We start from the raw sequence: 19,585 nt of genomic DNA on the forward strand, positions 1-19,585 counted from the left end.
AGCGTCCAAAAGACCACCAAAAGCAGAAAAATCATTACTCAGGTAAAAAAAAGTGCCATACGAGTCAACATCTGATCATGACAGACTCAGATAAAAGAGTCCTCCTCCTATCGAAAGCAAGAGAGGGCAAGGTTCATGGGCATTCGGCAGTTAGATGAAGAAAAATTGGTGGATTTTGTACCTGATGAAGTGAAAATTCATGTAGATTTGGGTTTCCAGGGATTACAGAAGGAATTTGTCAACATCAAGCCGACCAACGAAAAAACCTCGGTCTAAGGAATTAACTGACCAACAAAAACATCTAAATAAAGAAAAAAGTAGCGATCGCGTCAAATGTGAACATACAATATCTGGGGTCAAGAGATATAATGCAGCTAGAGGATGATATCGAAATCACATCAAAGATGCGCGACGATCGCTTCATGTTCACTGCGGCTGGAGTCTGGAATTTCTACTTAATGGCAGCATAATTTAATGATTGAAAGGTAGAAATTTTCCATTTAACTTTAAGGTTTTATTTCGCCACAAGTCTATTATAATGTTTACTTCTCCCTCACTCCCCCACTCCTCTGCTCAAGATATGGGTTGAAAAGTTTTTGAGAAATGGAATAAGTCCCACTAACTTCTTTGTCAATCAGGAAAAAAATCCAGATACAAGTATGAGCATTATTTATAATTACTATTATTTTGACTTATTTAAACTTGTCTATGTCTTGGATAAGTAGCTACAAATACTCAAATAATTAAAACTTATCAAAAATTCAATTAAACATTAGTTATTTAAAATCAAATTAGCAAAATTAGTTCAACATCCCTTTTTAGGGTGTAATTTAGGGCAAAAAAAGAAGCGATAGCGCAGCTAAACGTAGTTATCGCACCTCTATTTCCTACCCCTCTAGAAAAAGCTGAAAATCTTGATAGATAAACAATACAGCCTTGATTGCTCAAAAGTAAAATTTAGTGTATTTTGGAATTAAGAATTTGGCTCTGCCTAGAAGCTTAATAAAATGATTTGATTGCAATATAATTTCTGTTTTGTCGATCTACTTCGATTTAATGCAGAGATAAAATGCTGGAATATTCCAAGATTTTTTCCCACTCTCATCCTTCCTTTCTCCTTTCTCCCAAGTACTATAGCTCTACGCGCGACTCACAACTCATATCAAATCCGTTGGCTTCGGAGTAATATAGGTCTTACCGATAAAATATCAAAGCATTGACAAATAAAAGTTTTAGCCTTTTTAGAAGGAAAAAAAAGTCCAACTTTTTAAGCTTGAGCAACCAAAAAGTTAGGATAAAAGGCAGAATAATTGCAAAAAAATCAAGGGATAAATATATCCGACTACCTCCTCTAAATTTCCCATTCCTCCTGACTTCTGACTCGGTCATCCTGACTACTACCCCTACCAAAAGACTTTTTCAGCAAACCCTAATATAATTCTGTCGATCATCATACAATGCGTAGGGGCGAATGGCCACTTGCTAACGTACAAGCTCTCCGCTTTATATGTTGCGGAGCAAAACCTCCCTACAATATAGACTCTTATCTTAATAATATTGAATAACCCTGATGCTACCGGGTTTGATATCAGGACTCAGAAAGCACGAAGTAATCCCTTAGTATAATTTTTGTCAACTCAAGGGTGAATATCTACAGGAAATTTAAGTTTTTTTCTTGCTCTTAAGCCTTCTTCCTTCTTCCCTCTTCCTTCTTCCTTACCTTGTAATCCCTTAGTATAATTTTTGTCAACTCAAGGGTGAATATCTACAGGAAATTTAAGTTTTTTTCTTGCTCTTAAGCCTTCTTCCTTCTTCCTTACCTTTCTACATTTGTTAGTTATTTCTTTTTGTTTCTGCTCTATTATTGTTTCTGCCAAATTTAGCATCTTGAAAAGAATTACCAAGACCCTGAAAAATACCTCTCCCAATTAAACCAATACCACGTCCAACTACCTGAGTAAGTAAATAAACAATTCCACTACCAATAAAAGAAACAGTTGCACGAACACCAGGAGCTATCGCATCACGAGTTTCTAGAAGTAATGTTACGGTAAGTGGAATACCTGAAAGTTTTGCTAATTCATGTCTGCGGGGTGAATAAATCGCCATTTTTTTAATGCCAGTTTCATTCAAAACAAACAAAGAAAAATTACTCTCAAAAATCGCTTTTGGTTCCCCTACATATTCTTCTATACGATATCTCCAAGATAAACTATTACGGAATTTTTCAATATCTCGTGTTGATAATAACTGCCGACTATAAAAATCTTCTTTAATTTCTTCAACATCAGCAAAATTATTTAGTAAAGGGTACATCACAGCATTAGCAATTGAAATTAATAAATTTTGCAATAGAGCTTCAGAAAATTGCATAGCTTCAGGAGTACCTACAGCACAAGATTTATTATCGACTACTAAAGGAACTTCAAATAATAAATACGCTATTAATTCTTCAACTAAAGGAATCTTATTCAGAATAAACTTATGCACATTCTCTACATCATTTAATAAGACTGGTATCACTTCTACTCTAATTTTTTCTGCAAAAGAATTGAGTGTCATTGTTCTACTACTTATTTCTACTTGATAGTATTGACTAAAAAAAACTTGGGTTGTAACTTCCCACAATTTGCTGACAATCTCATTTCTTTTTTGTGGTATTTCTTCCCGCAAAATAGGAGTAATACACAGTTCATCAAGAATATCTTCAAATTTACATAAAGCTATACATATTAGTTCTTGCTTCTTAGTAGTTCGCAATATATCAGTTTCCATTGGTAATCTACTAAGATTAATTAAATTAGAATTTAATTTAGCGATTGTTACTTCAAATAATGCTGTTTTTATATTTATTTCTTCAGTAGGAGTCGGAGAAATAACTTCTGAATTTTTTATTGGTACAAGAGGATTAAAAGAACTAGGTAATAGTTGATTAATAATCCACCTAGCTGTTAGCAATTCTCGACGTTGCCCAGAGTTAATTGCTACATTAAAAAGTACAGAAGTTAAATTCTTTCGGTCTAAATTTTTTACACTTTCATCTAGTTGAGAATTAATTTTTGCAAGAGACAAATCTATCTGTTTTAGTCCCGACTTACAAACATTGTAACGAAGAGTTTTGAAAAAGTTTGCTGCTTGAACTTTTAGATTTGAAGTTGTCACTTTGCCATAATTTTCTGGCACATCTAGAGAACTATTTTCCCAATAATACTCACCATTTGCAACTTTTCGAATAATAGTTACTAACTCAGAAATACTGATTCCTTTAGGGCAGTATCCATTAACACCTAATTCTTGCATTAATATTAATAATGCACTTTCTTGTAAGGATGTTAATAATAAGATTGGTAATTGAGGATATGAAGTTTTTAGCTGTTGACAAAATTCAATTCCAGAGATGTTTAAATCTTGTGTAGTTTGAGCGGACAAATTCTGAGTATCTATGTCTAAAATTATTACAAATTTCTTTTCTTGTGTTATCAAATTTTCAATAACTTTTATCGCTTCTGCTCCTACCTCTGCCTCACCTAATATTTCTATGTCTGAAAACTGCTCGCAGGAAAATTTTAACCCCATCCGAAAGATAGGATCGTTATCAATGAGCAGCAATTGTAATGCTGATTCTCCATTCATAAATTGATTTGGAATTGAGATATTTAAGGGCACTACTGCCGCTATGCGGAAGTTAAAAGTCATGCATTTAAAAGTCAATCATTTTTGATTTGGAATTGTTTGAGGATTTTGTAACTGGTCAGTTATTTCCGCCATCCTGCACTACTAAGTAAAATTATGACTTTTAGTAGTCAGTATAAATATAAATACTAAAAGCCCCCTTGCCTGATACTAGATATAATCTTTAGAGATAAAATTATCTCTATTTTTGTTGATTTAAATGAATCTTGATTAACTTTCTACTCCAGAGTTCATACTTTGTTCAGCAAAGCCGACTTAAAAAGATATTTCTACACATACCAGAACTTACACATTTAGGCTAGATAAAATTTTCTCTGCTTCTGCTTCCCCTCTAGCGGAAACTCTTTTTTTGAGTTTAAATGCCTAACTGATAAATATTGATTGGCTGATCATTCTTGCAGTAAATATGCATCTGAACTTGAGGCTGGAGCTGGAGCTGGAGCTGGAGCTGGAGCTGGTGAATAAGACCTTTGTGGGGCTGGTGAATAATATTGTGGGCTAGGTGCTGGTGAATAATATTGTGGACTAGGTGCTGGTGAATAATATTGCGGACTAGGTGCTGGTGAGTAAGACCTCTGTGGGGCTGGTGAATAATATTGTGGACTAGGTGCTGGTGAATAATATTGTGGGCTAGGTGCTGGTGAATAATATTGTGGACTAGGCGCTGGTGCCGGTTGGTACTGTCGCCGTCTGCGAGCTTCTTCCGCCTGTTGTTCTGCCCATATAGCATCTCGTTCAGATGCCCATTTAGATATAGCACCTTGAGCTTCATAATAGAGAGCGCGACCATAGCCAATTTGATAAGCTGTATTAATTGCAGCAGTAAGACGGCCTTGGTCAGCTAGACCATAGGCTTGATTGAGAATTGGTCGGTCTTGGGCAATTTGTAGCTCTGTACTCCACTTATAAATTTCATCCTGAGCTTCTTCGTACAAAGCACGACCACTTTCTATTTCATACGCCACATCAATAGCTTGTCCAAGCTTTCCTTCTTTTGCTAAGACTCTAGCTTCTGCTAATAATGGTGAATCTTCAATAATTTGTACTCGTTTATTCCACTCAGCTATTAGAGTCTGAGCTTGTATTCTCAAGGGACGCTCCAAAGCAACATAACTAGCTTGTTTTATGGCTGAATTATAACTATCGACAGTTTCTTGTTTCGCTAACTGTTTCGCTAAGAGGACATAAGGTTGGTCTTCTATCTTCAGAAGGTCTTTGCGCCATTTAGCAATTAAAGTTTGGGCCTGAATTCGCTTTGGTTGTTCTAGGCCAACCATTTTAGCTTGGTCTATAGCTAACTTTAATGTTGCAGGTTGACCCACACTGGCGATCGCTTTAGCTAGCTGAATATGAGCTAGGTCATCTAACTGTTTTTGCAGCCGTTGAATTTGAGTTTGGGCTTGTTGATAATAGGGACTATTGGAAGTAATTTGAGCTGCTGCGGCTTTTCCTTCTACTAGGACTACTATATTACCAACTTGAGAGCCTTCTATAGATTGATTCCATGTTGCTGCTTTAGCATGGCCGAGTAAAATTAAATCTTTGCCCTCTTTTTTCAGTTTATAGTCAGAAGGAATGTATTCAATGGCCGCGATCGCTCCTTTGAGGTCTTTTTCTTCTATCTGTTCAGTTGCTATTTCAATTAAACTACGACTCCACTTTTGAATATCTTTCTCAGCTCTGTCTCGAATGTAGAGGTTTTGGTCTATTTTTCTGGCCAGAGCGATCGCTTCTCCATACTCATTTGCTGTTTCCTCATAAATTAAATAGCGAGCATCTTTTAAGATTTGCCAACCTTTTTTTTCCAAGGCTATGCGCTCTAATATTTCTCTAAATTTAATACTTTGCCAGTGAACATTATCTAGTTTTGACATTGCTAGGGAGTAAGCGGAGGCTTTTTTCCAGTCTATAGCTTTGATGGCTTTTTCAGCCTCCTCATAAAGAGATTGACCTTCTGCCCATTGTTTTTTCCAACCTGCTACTGCCTCTTCTACCCTAGAATAAGCTGGACTGCTTTTAGGAATTTTCGCTACTGTATCTAGAGCTGCTTGTAAGTTACCCTCTCTAATTTTTTGATTAGCAACAGAAATAATTAATTTTGTCCATTCTCCTGTCATTTGCTGACCTAGTTGATAGAGAGGATGTTCTTCTGGCCAATTTTCTACTAACGCCAGAGCTGTTTCCAACTGTTCTAGGTTCCGTGACTCAGCAGCTTTGTGGGCACAATATAGTCGTTCTCCATCTGCTGATAATGGAGAAATTTGTTGGCAGTTTGGTTGGGGTGGGTTAACCAGTAACCATAGAAGTGCTGCACCACCTGTTATTCCAAAACCTGCTGCAACACTCCACCATATTAGCTGCCATCCCCAATAAGTTTTTGGTTTTCTATTTGGTTTTGGAGCTGTTGATATTTGGGAATTTTTTTCTGGTTTAACTTCTGAGGTATTGTTTAGCTGTCGATCTAAAGTTTGTGAGGTAGAAGTAATAGGATCTACTAATTCTTTTTTGATTAGGGAACTACTACTATAGCCATTTTCTCCATTTTTAGAATAGTTATGGGAAACCGCCAATTTTTTTTGTTGGGAAATATTTTCTGATGACATAGTAAAGTTTACTGTGCTAATGGTACTAACTGTTAAGTAGGTTAAGATTATTTTTTCAACGAATATTATATTTAGGTTTTTTCATTACCTAGAATGTTTTTCATCCCTCCGAAGGAAAATTTTAACTTTAGGCTTGAGCTTGACCTAGAAATATTAAATATTAAAGGTTTCTTAGTTCAAGCTAACATATAGTATCGAAAATTTTATTGTATATATATCTTATATATTTCAGCACATTGACTAAATTTTTCATTTAACCTAACCTCAGCCAAAAGTCTTGATTTTAGTAAATTTATTTAATCTTTTATCTGGGCATTTTCTTAACTATTGGATCACCTGAAAATAATTTAGGTGAGTAGCTTTAAACTGCATTTTTAATTTTTTGGACTGGTTCAGAGGCAGTAGATGTTTATTATAAATGATGCTTAATTTTGTGGCTGATGAGAATTAGGTCTATTCGAGTTAATTTACTGATACTTCTCAGTCAAATAGCCTTTTATTTTCTAATCTTTTATCGTTCTACTGCCAAAATTATGACTGTAGTGACCATAAAAGTCTATACGATAGTCAGTAATTTTAACTCCTATCTGTGTTTCAATTTGTTCAAGCAACTCTTGAGGCAATTCTACATAAATATCCATAATTTGTCCCGTATCCAAGCAGTTAATATGAGAATGAGATTCGCCTTTATGGCCATATAAACAACCATCAGCACGTTCAATACATTCAATAATTCCCTCTTTTGATAGAAATTCAAGATTTTGATATACAGAAGTGTGACCAATTTCCTTACCTTGGAGATTTAATCGATGGTAAATTTCTCTAGCTGATAGATGTTTTTTCTCTTGCCACAAAATTTCTAGTATATATCGACGCTGACGACTCAGGCGCATTCCCTTAGCCTTACAATAATTTAGAGCATCTTCTAATGAGTAAATTTGTTTCACAGCGCCAACCTTTCTCCAAATCAATTGCAAATTATTCTATAGCAATTCGTACTGAAACGTTTAGTTTTACTATTGGGCAATAGCAGGGAGCAGGGAGTAGGGAGTAGTCGGAAAAACATTTCCTCTGATTCGGTTGATCATCAGCATCAGTCCTAACTATCCCGTTTTTTATGCCACCGAGCAACATCAAAAAGGCTGTATATTTTCAAAAAATCAGGTTTAAGAGGAATTTTTTGAATCAACTTGCTTCCTAATCTAAGATGATTTATGTAGCAGAGAGTAGGGAGTAGGGAGTAGTGGGAAAAACATTTCCCCTGATTTGGTTGATCATCAGCATCAGTCCTAACTATCCCGTTTTTTGCTACAGCAGTCGCCATTACTGTATTTGACAGAGCAAAAGCTTAAAACTCAGACAACACAAAATTTGTCCTTCTCTCCTAGATAACTAAACGCCTTCTTCCTTCTTCCCTCTTCCTTCTTCCCTCTTCCTTCTGCTATATAAAAATACATTGATAATTATTTATACCTTAAAAGATGGCAATTACGATCGCCCTTAATACCGAACACTTCCATAACTTGGATGTATCTCCAGTTAAAAGTGTCATATCTCAACTGCTGACTGAAGGAGCGATCGCCTCTTCCGAACAGCAGCTAAACTTTACCATTAACTATAATCGCGACCCCCAAGACCCACGAGAACTTTCAGAAATTCCAGAAGTACGTTTATGGTTTATTCGTTTGGACAGTCTTTATCCTTGGTTGCCATTTTTGCTTAACTGGAAAGAGGGTGAATTAGCTCGTTATACTGCTATGCTTGTACCTCACCAATTTCATCGGACTGAAGGTGTCCAATATAACCCAGAAGCGTTAGAAATATTTTTGATGCAAAAAATTTTTGTCTTAAGAAAATGGCTACATCAACAAGGTATTTCTAGCAAATCTAGATTAATGTCCATGTCTCAAATGTTAGGTTATGACTTAGCAGAAGAATTTTTTAGCTCAATTCCAGAAGAAGATTAGGTGGTGGGGATGGGGAGATGGGGAGATGGGGGTATGGGAAGATGGGGGGATGGGGAGATGGGGGAAATTAAAAAATATATATCCTCAACATTACCATGCAGGACTACCGAATATTAATACCTATAGATATGGCAGTATGCTCTGTTAGCAAATAAATTGAATTTGAGGTTACAGCGGTGCAACCTTGCAGACCAAACATCCGCTAAGGAACGCCCACCAAAATAGGCCACAGGCAAAAGAGAAATGTCAAACACCTGGGCATTGCTGAGGAGCGGGATGAATATCAGTGGGTTGGTTATCCTGCCTGCGGTGAAAATATCAGGAACAGGAAAATATCAGGAACGGGCAAGATGCCCATTCCACATGGGAGTGCTAGACCACTTCGACCCAGACAGAAAACTTAGGGTTAGAGAAAATTTTTGTGAAGCAAAGACTGCCTGACAACAAGATGCTTACCCTTAAAAAAATGATCCTACTGATTGCTGAATGCTGACCGCTGACCGCTTCTTCACCCTTCTCCACCCCAAATTTTATTTAAAACTTCTTGGGGTGAAATATCGCTCATTTTACCAGTAGGAGATTTGACCGCAATTACCCGATCGCTCTTGGGTAATAATTTTTCTGGGTTAGTTGGACCAAATAGAGCAATAGTATATGTCCCAACTGCAACTGCTAAGTGCATAGGAGCACTATCAGTACAGAGCATTAAATTAGCAGCAGCGATAATGGCTGCCAATTTACCTATATCCCCAGGCATCACTACTTTAACATCTGGACACAATTGAGTAATTTCATTGACCCAAGTTCCATCTTCAGGACCTTTGACTACCACTACTGGTAAATTAGGTTGCTTCTGCTGTAGTTCTGTAATAATCTCCTGCCAATAATTGGTAGGGTAGATTTTATCAATACCTTTAATCTGAGCTAGTTCACTAGAACCGCCATGAATCAGAACATACCCACTTTCCGATACTCCTAAAAATTTTTGTTCAGCTTCTGCCCAATCAATATCTGCTTTAGGTACATTAATAGATAGTCCAGGGAAAGGCGTTACAACATCCATTCCTGGCAATAAATCATGGTACATCTGAGCTGCATATTGTTCAGTTTTCAGGGGTATAGGGTTGGTTAGAAAAATGGCCCCATTACCTGCATAACCTACCCGTTGAGGAATTCCTGTTAACCACAGCAAAAGGCCAACTGTCCAACGTTGTCCGAGAGAAATTACTGCTTCGTATTCGCGATCGCGCATAATACCTAACAAGTTTCCCCAGTCAGCGAGACTATTGGCATCTTTGAAGTCATAGGCCAGGACATCCTGTACGGACTTACAAACTCGGTATGCACCCTTTGAGCGAGGTTCTACAATTACATCAATTTGAGATTCTGGATAAGATTTTTTCAGGTCATCCAGAGTAGGAAAGAATAAGATTTGGTCGCCAATTCCACCAGGGACAAGGGCTAGTATTCTCATATTTAAGGAATTTAGCTTAATTTTTAGTTGAACACAATAACAACCATATCTTACGATTCTGATTGGGGGTTATTTCTTTAGTAGACATTCAATTTTTACCGAAAAATTGGGTTTAAAGTCTGCCCCTTTTAGGAGGACTATATACCTATATTGAATTATTAATTAGAAACATAAAACACAAAATTAAATGTATTTATTGATTCCTGCTGCTGGTATGGGGCGACGCATGGGAAGCCAACGGAACAAGCTTTTGTTGACTCTATTGGGTAAATCTTTGCTAAGTTGGACTCTTGAGGCTGCTTTCAAATCTCGTTATATTAATTGGATTGGTATTATTGGCCAGCCTGTTGATTTTCCAGATTTTCAACAGATGATTTCTGGTTTGTCTACTAATAAGTCTATAGAGTTAATTGAGGGAGGATCGACTCGTCAGGAGTCTGTTTATAAGGGTTTACAGGCTTTGCCTCCGGAGGCGGAACAGGTGTTAATTCACGATGGGGCCAGATGTTTGGCTACTCCAGAACTATTGGATAGGTGTGCGGAAGAGGTTGTTAAGTGTCCTGGTTTAATTGCTGCTGTGCCAGTTAAGGACACGATTAAGGTTGTTGATTCGTTGGGCTTAATTCAGGATACACCAGATCGTCGCAATTTATGGGCTGCTCAGACACCTCAAGGTTTTGAGGTGAAGTTGTTGAAGGAATGTCACAAAAAGGGGCGTCAGTTGGGTTGGGAAGTTACTGATGATGCTGCTTTGTTTGAAAAGTGTGGTTTGCCTGTAAAGGTTGTTGCGGGGGAGGAGACTAATCTTAAGGTGACAACTCCTGTGGATTTAAGAGTAGCAGAATTTATTTTGACAGAGGCACTGAAGAAGTCTTGAAGAAGGAAGAAGTAAGAAGGAAGAAGTAAGAAGTAATACCATTTCTCAAAAATATTGCTACATCTCCTTGAGAGTAGGGAGTAGGGAGTAGGGTTAAAAGACATAATATATTTTGGTTTAATGCCGATAATCTTTACAAACATTACTGAAGGATTATTATTACTTAATAACTGAAGTCGCATCGGAAGTATAGCATTATTTTGGGGAATTGGTATAAGAAGGAAGAAGGTATTTAGTTATCTAGGAGAAAAGGTGTTTATATCATGTTCGGACGGATCAGTTATAAATAAAATTTAAGGACTGATAGTACCGACAGTACCAAAGAAATACTGAAATTCTCAATACTATTCTCCAATATTTCCTCTTTTCCTCCAATATTTCCTCCTGAGGACTGAGTTCCCCTCCTGGGAGGGGGAGGGGCGAGGGGTGGGTTGACTCCTGAGGACTAACAACAGTTATTTATAAGTATTCAACCGTTAGCGTAGCTCCCCCGGAGGGGGAACATGATATTAGTTATCTAGGAGAAAAGGTGTTTAGTTATGTAGGATAGAAGGAAAAATTTTATGTTGTTTGAGTTCTAAGCTTTTACTCTGTCTGCGCCTTTTCCTTCAACTACTATAATTATTTATTCGCTAAGAAAAAAAGTGCATTTATCCTAAGTAGTGATTTGTCGGTCAATTCAGCTATTAATTATCAATACCTCCTGCAATAGATAAGCTTTGAAAATGCAGGATTTTGTTTTTTATCTCCTTAAAATGTGAGGGTTTAAGCATGATTTTTTGGTCAGATGAAAATGATTTTGATAAAAAATATACTGACAAATACTGCCTAATGTTCTACATCTTTTTTCGATTCATTTTTTATTTAATCACATTGATAATTTATCTTATAGCAGTCGAAGCAAAGGGCGCAGATATATCAAAAGCTTAAAACTCAGACAACTAAGATTTTTTCTTCTCTCCTAGATAACTAAAGGACTTCTTTCTTATTTGTTCTTTCGTAAGCATTCAGCTATTAGCTTTCAGCTCTCAGCAATAAGACTTTCTCATATAGAACAGTGTTTAAATTAAAATAGACTTTAAGGGCAAGGGAGCCAAATTTTGTAGTAAGACAATTAATAAAGCTTTGATCGTAAACTAAAAGTAATAGCTGATCCCTGATAACTGACCGCTGAATGCTTACCTTCTTTCTTCTGCTGTCAAAATAATTATTTACTAAGTAATACTTCGATTTAGCTAATATCTTTTATAGTAGTCAAAGGAAAGGGGGCGGATATATCAAGAGCTTAAAACTCAGACAAAGCACGATTTTTCCTGATCTCTTAGATAACTAATACCTTCTTACTTCTTACTTCTTCCTTCTGCTATATCTTTAATTATTGGGGATAAAAGCTAGTATTCAAAAATTAATTATTAATTATTAATTATTAATTATTAACAATTACCTATCCTTGAAAATAAAAGGATTGACGCTTAAGAAATTTTTTTTCTTTTTTCTCCTTTAAAGGAGAGGCTTTAAACCTTAATTATTCGGTAAAGTTAGAAGTTATAGCGTTTCTCAGACTAATGAAATACACCTATCTTTAATTTCTATTCTATTCCCTATTCCCTATTCCCTATTCCCTATTCCCTGTTCCCTGTTCCCTGCTATAAATGAATAAACAACAAGTATCACCAATTAATAATATTTGGCTATTTATGATAGTTTCAGCTACAGTTATAGCAGCATATAACGGTAGGATGACAGAAATAACTGAAGCATCATTTGAATCTGTAAAAAATGCTGTTACTTTAGCCATCGGATTAATTGGTAGTATGGCATTATGGTTAGGCATAATTCAAGTAGTTGAAGCAGCAGGAGGAATGATTGTAATTGCCCGTTTAATTCGTCCTGTAATGGTGAAACTTTTTCCCGATATACCTGCAAATCACTCTGCAATGTCTGCCATTATTTTGAATATAGCTGCTAATGCTTTAGGATTGGGAAATGCTGCGACGCCAATGGGTTTAAAAGCGATGGTAGAAATGGATAAATTAAATCCGGAAAAGGGAACTGCTACAGATGCTATGTGTTTATTTTTAGCTATTAATACTTCTTCAGTTACGATTATTCCTATTAGTGTAATAACTGTTCGAGCTAGTGCTGGTGTTACTAATCCTGGAGATGTTATTTTACCTGCAATTTTTGCTACTTGTTGTTCTACAATTACGGCTATTTTCGCAGCAAAGTTTTTTGCACGTCGGCAATCTATGCCTAGTTTAAATCAACCTATTTCGTCAGCAGATTTAGACGGCAATGATTTATTAGAAGGTGAGACAAATAAATCTGAATTAACTCCACCTAACAGAATTGGCAAATTAATTTTTGCTAGTTTAATCGGTGCTTTTTTAGGTGCGGTAATTTATCGCTTAAATCTCAAAGGCATCACCTATATTTTTAGTTTTGCTTTTCTGGAGAGTGTGTCTAATTGGTTATTGCCAATATTAATTTGTTCCTTTCTACTTTTTGGCTATTTTCGAGGAGTTAAAGTTTATGAAAAAATGACGGAAGGAGCAAAAGCAGGATTTGAAGTTGCCGTCAGAATAATTCCTTTTATGGTGGCAATTTTTGTTGCTATTGGAATGTTTAGAGCTAGTGGTGCTCTAGATATTTTGGCTGTAATTTTATCGCCTATAACTAATTTAATTGGAATGCCGACTGAAGCATTACCTATGGCGTTGATTAGACCTTTATCTGGTAGTGGTACTTTTGGTATTATGTCGGAAATAGTGACAAATGAACCCAATAGTTTTCTTTCTTATTTAGTATCAACTATGCAGGGTTCTACTGAAACTACTTTTTATGTATTGGCTGTTTATTTTGGTAGTGTTGGAATTAAAAGAACTAGATATGCTTTACCTGCTGCTTTATGTGCTGATGTAGCAGGAATTTTAGCTTCTCTTGTCGTTTGTCGGATAATGTTTTGATGATTAAACAAGCATTGAAGAAGGAAGAAGGAAGAAGGAAGAAGGAAGAAAAAATGGATGGGGACTCAAACCATAACCAATTGTCAACACCGTGTAGACGGCGGGGTATTAAACCCAAAATAAAATGATAATTTCAATTGAAATTTTATTTCTAATCTTATATTAGACATCTCCAGAAAAGAGGAAGTAGGTAGTAGGGAGTAGGTGAAAAGAATTAATAATTTCTGTACGATAATTAATTTTATTTTTTATGATCGAAGATAGTCTATTTATGAAATATAGCAATACACAGGTAGGTTAGGACTCAATTCGGTTCAGTTAAGGATTTTTTTTGGAAGTTCTATCATCTAAATAGCTACTCTATGAGGATGATGTTTTGATGATTAAACAAGCAATAATATCAATTAAAATTTTATTTCCAATCTTATATTAGACATCTCCATAAAAGAGGAAGTAGGTAGTAGGGAGTAGGTGAAAATAATTAATAATTTCTGTAGGATAATTAATTTTATTTTTTATGATCGAAGATAGTCTATTTATGAAATATAGCAATACACAGGTAGGTTAGGACTCAATTCGGTTCAGTTAAGGATTTTTTTTGGAAGTTCTATCATCTAAATAGCTACTCTATGAGGATGATGTTTTGATGATTAAACAAGCAATAATATCAATTAAAATTTTATTTCCAATCTTATATTAGACATCTCCATAAAAGAGGAAGTAGGTAGTAGGGAGTAGGTGGAAATAATTAATAATTTTTGTAGGATAATTAATTGGATTTTTTATGATCGGAGATGTCTATTTATGAAATATAGCAATAGACAAGTAGATTAGGACGCAATTCTGTTCAGTTAAGGATTTTTTTGGGCAGTTCTATCATCTGAAGAGCTACTCTAATGGTTCGATAATTTATGAGTTTTGGTCTTATCTATTTGCACAGCATTCCGTAGGAAACCGTATTTGTTGAGGACTTATGTAGATGATGATCTGAATAAGGGTAAATGTTTTTCCCACTGTTCCCTGCTATAAGAAAAAAAAGAGAAATCAAAAATATCAGATTTTTTATCTGAAGTAAATCATGGCAATTTTCACAAATTTAGTAATTTCAGATAACAATGAAACACTGTTTTGGCTGAATGTATTTCTAGGGAAGAAACCCTAGTGTCCATCTCAACTGAAATGACTATAATTCTACAAACAGCGAATTTTCTATATATATGATTATTTTCCTTGATTTATTCTTCCTTTTTACTTCTTTACTCTGGCTACAAAATCTGAATGGAATCATGGCAATTTTCACAAATTTAGTAATTTCAGATAACAATGAAACACTGTTTTGGCTGAATGTATTTCTAGGGAAGAAACCCTAGTGTCCATCTCAACTGAAATGACTATAATTCTACAAACAGCGAATTATCAACTGATGGATATAATGAGTTGCTATCAAATCCAATCTTCTACCTATCTCTATCATTATTTCCTTTGATTCATTCTTCCATCTGCCAATTTCAGTTCTTCCTTATTACCTAATAATTAAGGTTTAAAGCCTCTCCTTTAAAGGAGAAAAAAGCGGTTGTTAGCGCAGCTTCCCGTAGGGTGGGATGGCGATCTTCGGAGCGGGTCTGCAAGAACGGGTCTCGGAGCCATATCCAATCGACCAAGATAAGAAAAAATTTTCCTTAAGCGTCAATCCTTTCCTTGAAAAGAAGAGGTAATTATTAATTATTAATTATTAATTATTAATTGTTGAACGTACCTTGCTAAACAAGAAAAATCTTGGTATTCTAATTCAAGTCCTAATTTTACAGAAAAACTCTATGAAAGCAGTCACTATTAATCGCTATGGTTCTATAGATGTCTTGGAATATTCAGATATTAACCAACCTCAAATTACACCCAATCAATTATTAGTAAAAATTCACGCTACAAGTGTTAACTCTGTAGATTGGAAAATTCGACAAGGGCAACTACAATTATTATCAGGTTTTAACTTTCCTATTATTTTAGGTTCAGACTTATCTGGAGTCGTATTAGAAGTAGGGGAACAAGTAAAAAATTTTGAACCAGGAGATGAAATTTATACATTTATTAATCCATTAACAGGAGGTGCTTATGCTGAATATATTGCTGTACCTGCAAATACTGCGGCATTAAAACCAAAAAATATGACTCATTCTCAAGCAGCAACAGTTCCAGTTGCAGGTTTAACAGCTTTTCAAGGATTACTTGATTTAGGTCAAATTAGACCAGGACAAAAAGTATTAATTAATGGTGCTTCTGGTGGAGTTGGTATCTTTGCAGTACAAATTGCCAAAGCAATGAAAGCTGAAGTAATAGGTGTTTGTAGTAGTAACAATATTACCCTAGTAGAAAGTTTAGGAGCGAGTCGGGTTATTGACTATAATCAAATTGATTTTACTAAAGAATTAGAGCAGTACGATATTATTTTTGATGCTGTGGCTAAAGAAACTTTTTCCAGTTGTGAAAATATTTTGAAACCAGAGGGAATTTATATATCTACTCTGCCAACTGTAGACAATTTACCTCCTACTTTCTTAAGCTTATTTGTGCCTGGTAAAAAATCTAAATTAATTCTTGCCCAACCAAACCCCCGTGACTTAAATGCTCTGCGAGAATTCATTGAAGATGGATTAGTTAAATCAATTATTGGCCGTACATATAAATTAGAAGAAATAGCAGAAGCTCATGCTTATAGTGAAATGGGTCATGCTGTAGGAAAAATTTCTATTACAACTGAAGAAACAAGTTTAGTTGACTAATTTTTTCTACTACAACTATAGATAAGTTCAGCAATTAACAATTAAAAATCAACAATTAATAATTACCTATTTTCAAAAGAAGAGGATTGACTAAAAAGATTTTGTTTGATTTTATCCCCTTAAAAGGGAATGTTTTAAACCTGAATTGTTGAATGAATAATTATTAACTATCAACTCTTAATTATTCATTATTAATTATTCATTATTAATTATTCGATAATACATTGTTATGTCGATAAAAAATGAATTTATAGAAATAGAAACTGCTCCAGGAATAGAAATATACAATCTTACTCCTCAAATTATTGATATCTTAAATGCGACTGGCATAAAAAATGGGCAAGTAATTGTATTTTCTCAACATACAACTACAGCTTTAGCTATTAACGAAAATGAGGAAAGATTAATCACAGACCTAAAAGTATATCTGAGAAAGTTAGCGCCAGAATCTGACAAATATCTCCATAATGATTTGCATCTGCGAGATGTGCCTCCCGATGAACCTATTAATGCTCATTCTCATCTGATGGCTATGACTTTAAATAATAATGAAGTTATTCCTGTTGTGGATGGAAAATTAGCTTTAGGAACTTGGCAGTCAGTATTATTTTTTGAATTAGACGGACCTAGAAAACGAAATATATTAGTACAAGTTAGTGGAGAAGGGAGTAGGCAGTAGGAAAGAGAGATAAATGTTAACTGTACTTCACTATCTTAAAAAGTGCTGTAAAATGTGAGGACTTTGAGTAAATAAGGGCTAAAAAATATCTGAAAATTATTTTTTCTACTTCTTCGTTTAAATCTACATTCCCCTTAACTCCTGACTCCTACAAAAATACTTTTTCAGCAAACCCTAAATAATTGGTAATAGGGTAAGAAAAGCTCACTAGAAAACTTAACAGTAATTTTGGAGTTACAGTCATTTCAGTTTAGATTGATACAAGCATTTATTGCCTTGGAATACTTTCAGCGGAAAAAGTGCTTCATTCTTATTTTAAATTACTATATCAATTTATTGGGGTAAGTTTTTCAAGTCAAAATTTTGCTTGAATTCTTTCGACCTGGGTATGAGACTAATCTGCTTTTTTCCATGATAACTAAAACTAACTATCCCACGGTAATGATAAGAATATTCTCTCTATATTTATGGATATAAAAGTCGAAGGAAAGGTTAGGACAACTCGACAGCTTAAAACTCAGAGAACGTAGGATTTTTCCTTCAAAATACAAAGACCTTTTACTGGAGTAAGTTTTTCAAGTCAAAATTTTGCTTGAATTCTTTCGACCTTGGTATGAGACTAAGCTGCTTTTTTGCGCGATAACTAAAACTGACTATCCCACGGTAATGATGAGAATATTCTCTCTATATTTATGGATATAAAAGTCGAAGGAAAGGGAGCAGACAGATCAAAAGCTTAAAACTCAGACAACGTAAGATTTTTCCAACTTCGCTTCTTTCTTCTTCCTTCTCCTATATAAAAAGTCTCTAAAAAATCCTAATTATGACTAAAGAACGGCACGGTAGTCTGAATTTAATTTATGGCAAGCAAAACAATCATACTCAAATTCTGGCAAGTAAAAATCAAGCACCATTAAAAATACAAAGACCTTTGACTGAAGTAAATTTTTCAAGTCAACATTTTGCTTGAATTATTTCGACCTGGGTATGAGACTAAGTCACATTTTTCCGCGATAACTAAAATTGACTATCCCACAGTAAGTGATGAGAAGATTTTCTCTATATTTATGGATATAGAGGTCGAAGGAAAGATTAGGGCAACTCGACAGCTTAAAACTCAGACAATGTAAGATTTTTCTAACTTCGGTTATTTCTTCTTCCTTCTTTCTTCTCCTATATAAAAAGTCTCTAAAAAAATCTTGATTATGACTAAAGAATGGCACGGTAGTCTGAATTTAATTTATGGCAAGCAAAACAACACTACTCAAATTCTGGCAAGTAAAAATCAAGCACCATTAAAAATACAAAGACCTTTTTATCCAGAAGGAAATGAAGTTTGTCATAGTGTAATTTTACATACTGCTGGTGGTGTTGTTGGAGGCGATCGCCTTTCTATTAATATCGAATTACAACCAACTACTCATGCTTTAATTACTACTGCTGCTGCTAGTAAAATTTATCGTAGTAATGGTCAGCTTGCTCAACAGAATATTAGTATTAACCTTGATAGTGAGTCTTGTTTAGAATGGTTTCCTCAACCAACAATACTATTTAATGGTGCTGAGTATCGGCAAGATTTAAAAGTACATTTAGGAGTAGAAGCAAGTTGGATGAGTTGGGAAATTATTAGATTTGGCAGGAGTGCTAGAGGGGAAAAATTTTTAACAGGAAATTGGCGTTCGTATACTGAGGTTTGGCAAGAAAATTATCCTATCTGGATAGACAGACAATGCTTAAAAGGTGGGTCGGAAATGGTTAATAGTCTCTTGGGTTTAGCTGATAATTCTGTAATTGGAAGTTTCATTTTTGTTGGGCAACCTGTTACGTCAGAGGTAGTTACAAAAGTTCGTGGTTTGTGGCAAAGTTTAGGTATTGATATGTCTGGTGAAGCAGGTGTTACTCGTATTCCTAAAGGGATGATTTGTCGCTATTGTGGGCAGTCAATAATTAATGTGAAAAATTGGTTTAATTCGGTTTGGCATTATCTCCGTCTTTTTTATTTAAAAAGACCTAGTTGTTCTCCGCGAGTTTGGTATTGATTAGTAAGCGTTTAGCAGTCAGCATTCAGCAGTCAGCTATTAACTTATTATCTTAGAAGGAGAAAATTAAAAATTATGTTTATGCGGCATTTCGCATCGAAAGAAAAAGGTAACAAACTCACCTTATATTTGAGAGTTGAAATTGATTGTCGTCTCCTGAGTCTTTTTTGGTAGCGTTCACAATGAATTTTTGGGAAAAATAGAGACAATTATAACTTTCTCGTTAGATTTTACCACCTATCTATGAGACTAGAGATGAACTTTTAGCCCAATGAGCTTTCCAAATATTTGAGGGTTGAGATTGATAGCCATCCCCTCAGTCTTGGTGGCGTTCACAATGAGTTTTTGGGAAAAATAGAGGTAATTATAACTTTCTCGTTAGATTTTACCACCTATCTATGAAACTAGAGATGAACTTTTAGTCAAATGAGCTTTCCAAATATTTGAGGGTTGAGATTGATAGCCATCCCCTCAGTCTTGGTGGCGTTCACAATGAGTTTTTGGGAA

At 35.2% G+C, this 19,585-nt stretch carries 17 protein-coding genes; 13 read left to right on the forward strand and 4 right to left on the reverse strand.

Annotation, left to right across the window (positions count from 1 at the left end):
* The 3 genes from F6K18_RS36945 to F6K18_RS36950 all read left to right on the forward strand — a co-directional run.
* Positions 1-158, forward strand: a 158-nt coding sequence (locus tag F6K18_RS36945; protein WP_353735204.1) for a transposase family protein, incomplete at its 5' end; no start/stop codon positions are given.
* Positions 136-276, forward strand: coding sequence for a hypothetical protein (locus tag F6K18_RS28770; protein ID WP_287525922.1), 141 nt, complete (start codon positions 136-138; stop codon positions 274-276). The genes F6K18_RS36945 and F6K18_RS28770, both read left to right, overlap by 23 nt.
* Entirely contained in the window at positions 236-385 is a 150-nt protein-coding gene (locus F6K18_RS36950; protein ID WP_353735203.1) for a hypothetical protein, read from the forward strand. Before F6K18_RS28770 ends, F6K18_RS36950 begins: the two co-directional genes overlap by 41 nt.
* A 1,448-nt stretch (positions 386-1,833) precedes the next feature.
* On the opposite strand, the gene F6K18_RS28775 is transcribed toward F6K18_RS36950, so the two are convergent.
* From F6K18_RS28775 to F6K18_RS28785, 3 genes are all read right to left on the reverse strand, one after another.
* A complete protein-coding gene (locus F6K18_RS28775; protein ID WP_287525924.1) occupies positions 1,834-3,633 on the reverse strand; it encodes a DUF3685 domain-containing protein in 1,800 nt (599 codons plus the stop codon).
* Between the two features lie 449 nt (positions 3,634-4,082).
* Positions 4,083-6,296, reverse strand: a complete 2,214-nt coding sequence (locus tag F6K18_RS28780; protein ID WP_287525926.1) for a DUF3824 domain-containing protein — start codon at positions 6,294-6,296, stop codon at positions 4,083-4,085.
* 503 nt (positions 6,297-6,799) lie between these two features.
* A complete protein-coding gene (locus F6K18_RS28785; RefSeq protein ID WP_287525928.1) occupies positions 6,800-7,243 on the reverse strand; it encodes a Fur family transcriptional regulator in 444 nt (147 codons plus the stop codon).
* Between the two features lie 534 nt (positions 7,244-7,777).
* On the opposite strand from F6K18_RS28785, the gene F6K18_RS28790 reads away from it, so the two are divergent.
* The 3 genes from F6K18_RS28790 (at position 7,778) to F6K18_RS28800 (ending at position 8,704) form a co-directional block, all read left to right on the forward strand.
* Positions 7,778-8,263, forward strand: coding sequence for a CRR6 family NdhI maturation factor (locus F6K18_RS28790; RefSeq protein WP_287525931.1), 486 nt, complete (start codon positions 7,778-7,780; stop codon positions 8,261-8,263).
* Positions 8,264-8,288: 25 nt separating this feature from the next.
* A complete protein-coding gene (locus tag F6K18_RS28795; protein WP_287525934.1) occupies positions 8,289-8,411 on the forward strand; it encodes a hypothetical protein in 123 nt (40 codons plus the stop codon).
* Between the two features lie 95 nt (positions 8,412-8,506).
* Positions 8,507-8,704 carry a hypothetical protein gene (locus tag F6K18_RS28800; RefSeq protein WP_287525937.1) on the forward strand — a complete coding sequence of 66 codons (198 nt, stop codon included), beginning with the start codon at positions 8,507-8,509 and terminating at the stop codon, positions 8,702-8,704.
* 67 nt (positions 8,705-8,771) lie between these two features.
* Here F6K18_RS28800 and F6K18_RS28805 read toward each other — a convergent pair whose 3' ends face one another.
* A complete protein-coding gene (locus F6K18_RS28805) occupies positions 8,772-9,737 on the reverse strand; it encodes a glycosyltransferase family 9 protein (protein WP_287525939.1) in 966 nt (321 codons plus the stop codon).
* Between the two features lie 187 nt (positions 9,738-9,924).
* On the opposite strand from F6K18_RS28805, the gene ispD reads away from it, so the two are divergent.
* The 7 genes from ispD to F6K18_RS28840 all read left to right on the forward strand — a co-directional run bounded on the left by ispD (position 9,925) and on the right by F6K18_RS28840 (position 19,078).
* Positions 9,925-10,614 (forward strand): 2-C-methyl-D-erythritol 4-phosphate cytidylyltransferase, encoded by a 690-nt coding sequence (gene ispD, locus F6K18_RS28810; protein ID WP_287525942.1) that lies wholly within the window; start codon positions 9,925-9,927, stop codon positions 10,612-10,614.
* A 1,652-nt stretch (positions 10,615-12,266) separates the two neighbouring features.
* Complete coding sequence (locus F6K18_RS28815; RefSeq protein ID WP_287525943.1) at positions 12,267-13,580, forward strand: nucleoside recognition domain-containing protein; 1,314 nt, start codon at positions 12,267-12,269, stop codon at positions 13,578-13,580.
* Positions 13,580-13,708: a hypothetical protein gene (locus tag F6K18_RS28820; RefSeq protein WP_287525946.1), complete on the forward strand. Its 129-nt coding sequence runs from the start codon at positions 13,580-13,582 to the stop codon at positions 13,706-13,708. The genes F6K18_RS28815 and F6K18_RS28820 overlap by 1 nt, the downstream gene beginning before the upstream one ends.
* Positions 13,709-15,397: 1,689 nt before the next feature.
* Complete coding sequence (locus F6K18_RS28825; RefSeq protein WP_287525949.1) at positions 15,398-16,360, forward strand: NAD(P)-dependent alcohol dehydrogenase; 963 nt, start codon at positions 15,398-15,400, stop codon at positions 16,358-16,360.
* 229 nt (positions 16,361-16,589) lie between these two features.
* A complete protein-coding gene (locus F6K18_RS28830; protein ID WP_287525951.1) occupies positions 16,590-17,039 on the forward strand; it encodes a secondary thiamine-phosphate synthase enzyme YjbQ in 450 nt (149 codons plus the stop codon).
* Between the two features lie 823 nt (positions 17,040-17,862).
* Positions 17,863-18,009, forward strand: coding sequence for a hypothetical protein (locus F6K18_RS28835; protein ID WP_287525953.1), 147 nt, complete (start codon positions 17,863-17,865; stop codon positions 18,007-18,009).
* A 235-nt stretch (positions 18,010-18,244) separates the two neighbouring features.
* On the forward strand, positions 18,245-19,078 hold the full coding sequence (locus tag F6K18_RS28840; protein WP_287525956.1) for an urease accessory protein UreD: 834 nt from the start codon (positions 18,245-18,247) through the stop codon (positions 19,076-19,078).
* Positions 19,079-19,585: the final 507 nt, after the last annotated feature.

This window comes from Okeania sp. SIO2C2, from assembly GCF_010692625.1.
In the GTDB taxonomy this organism is placed as follows: domain Bacteria; phylum Cyanobacteriota; class Cyanobacteriia; order Cyanobacteriales; family Microcoleaceae; genus Okeania; species Okeania hirsuta.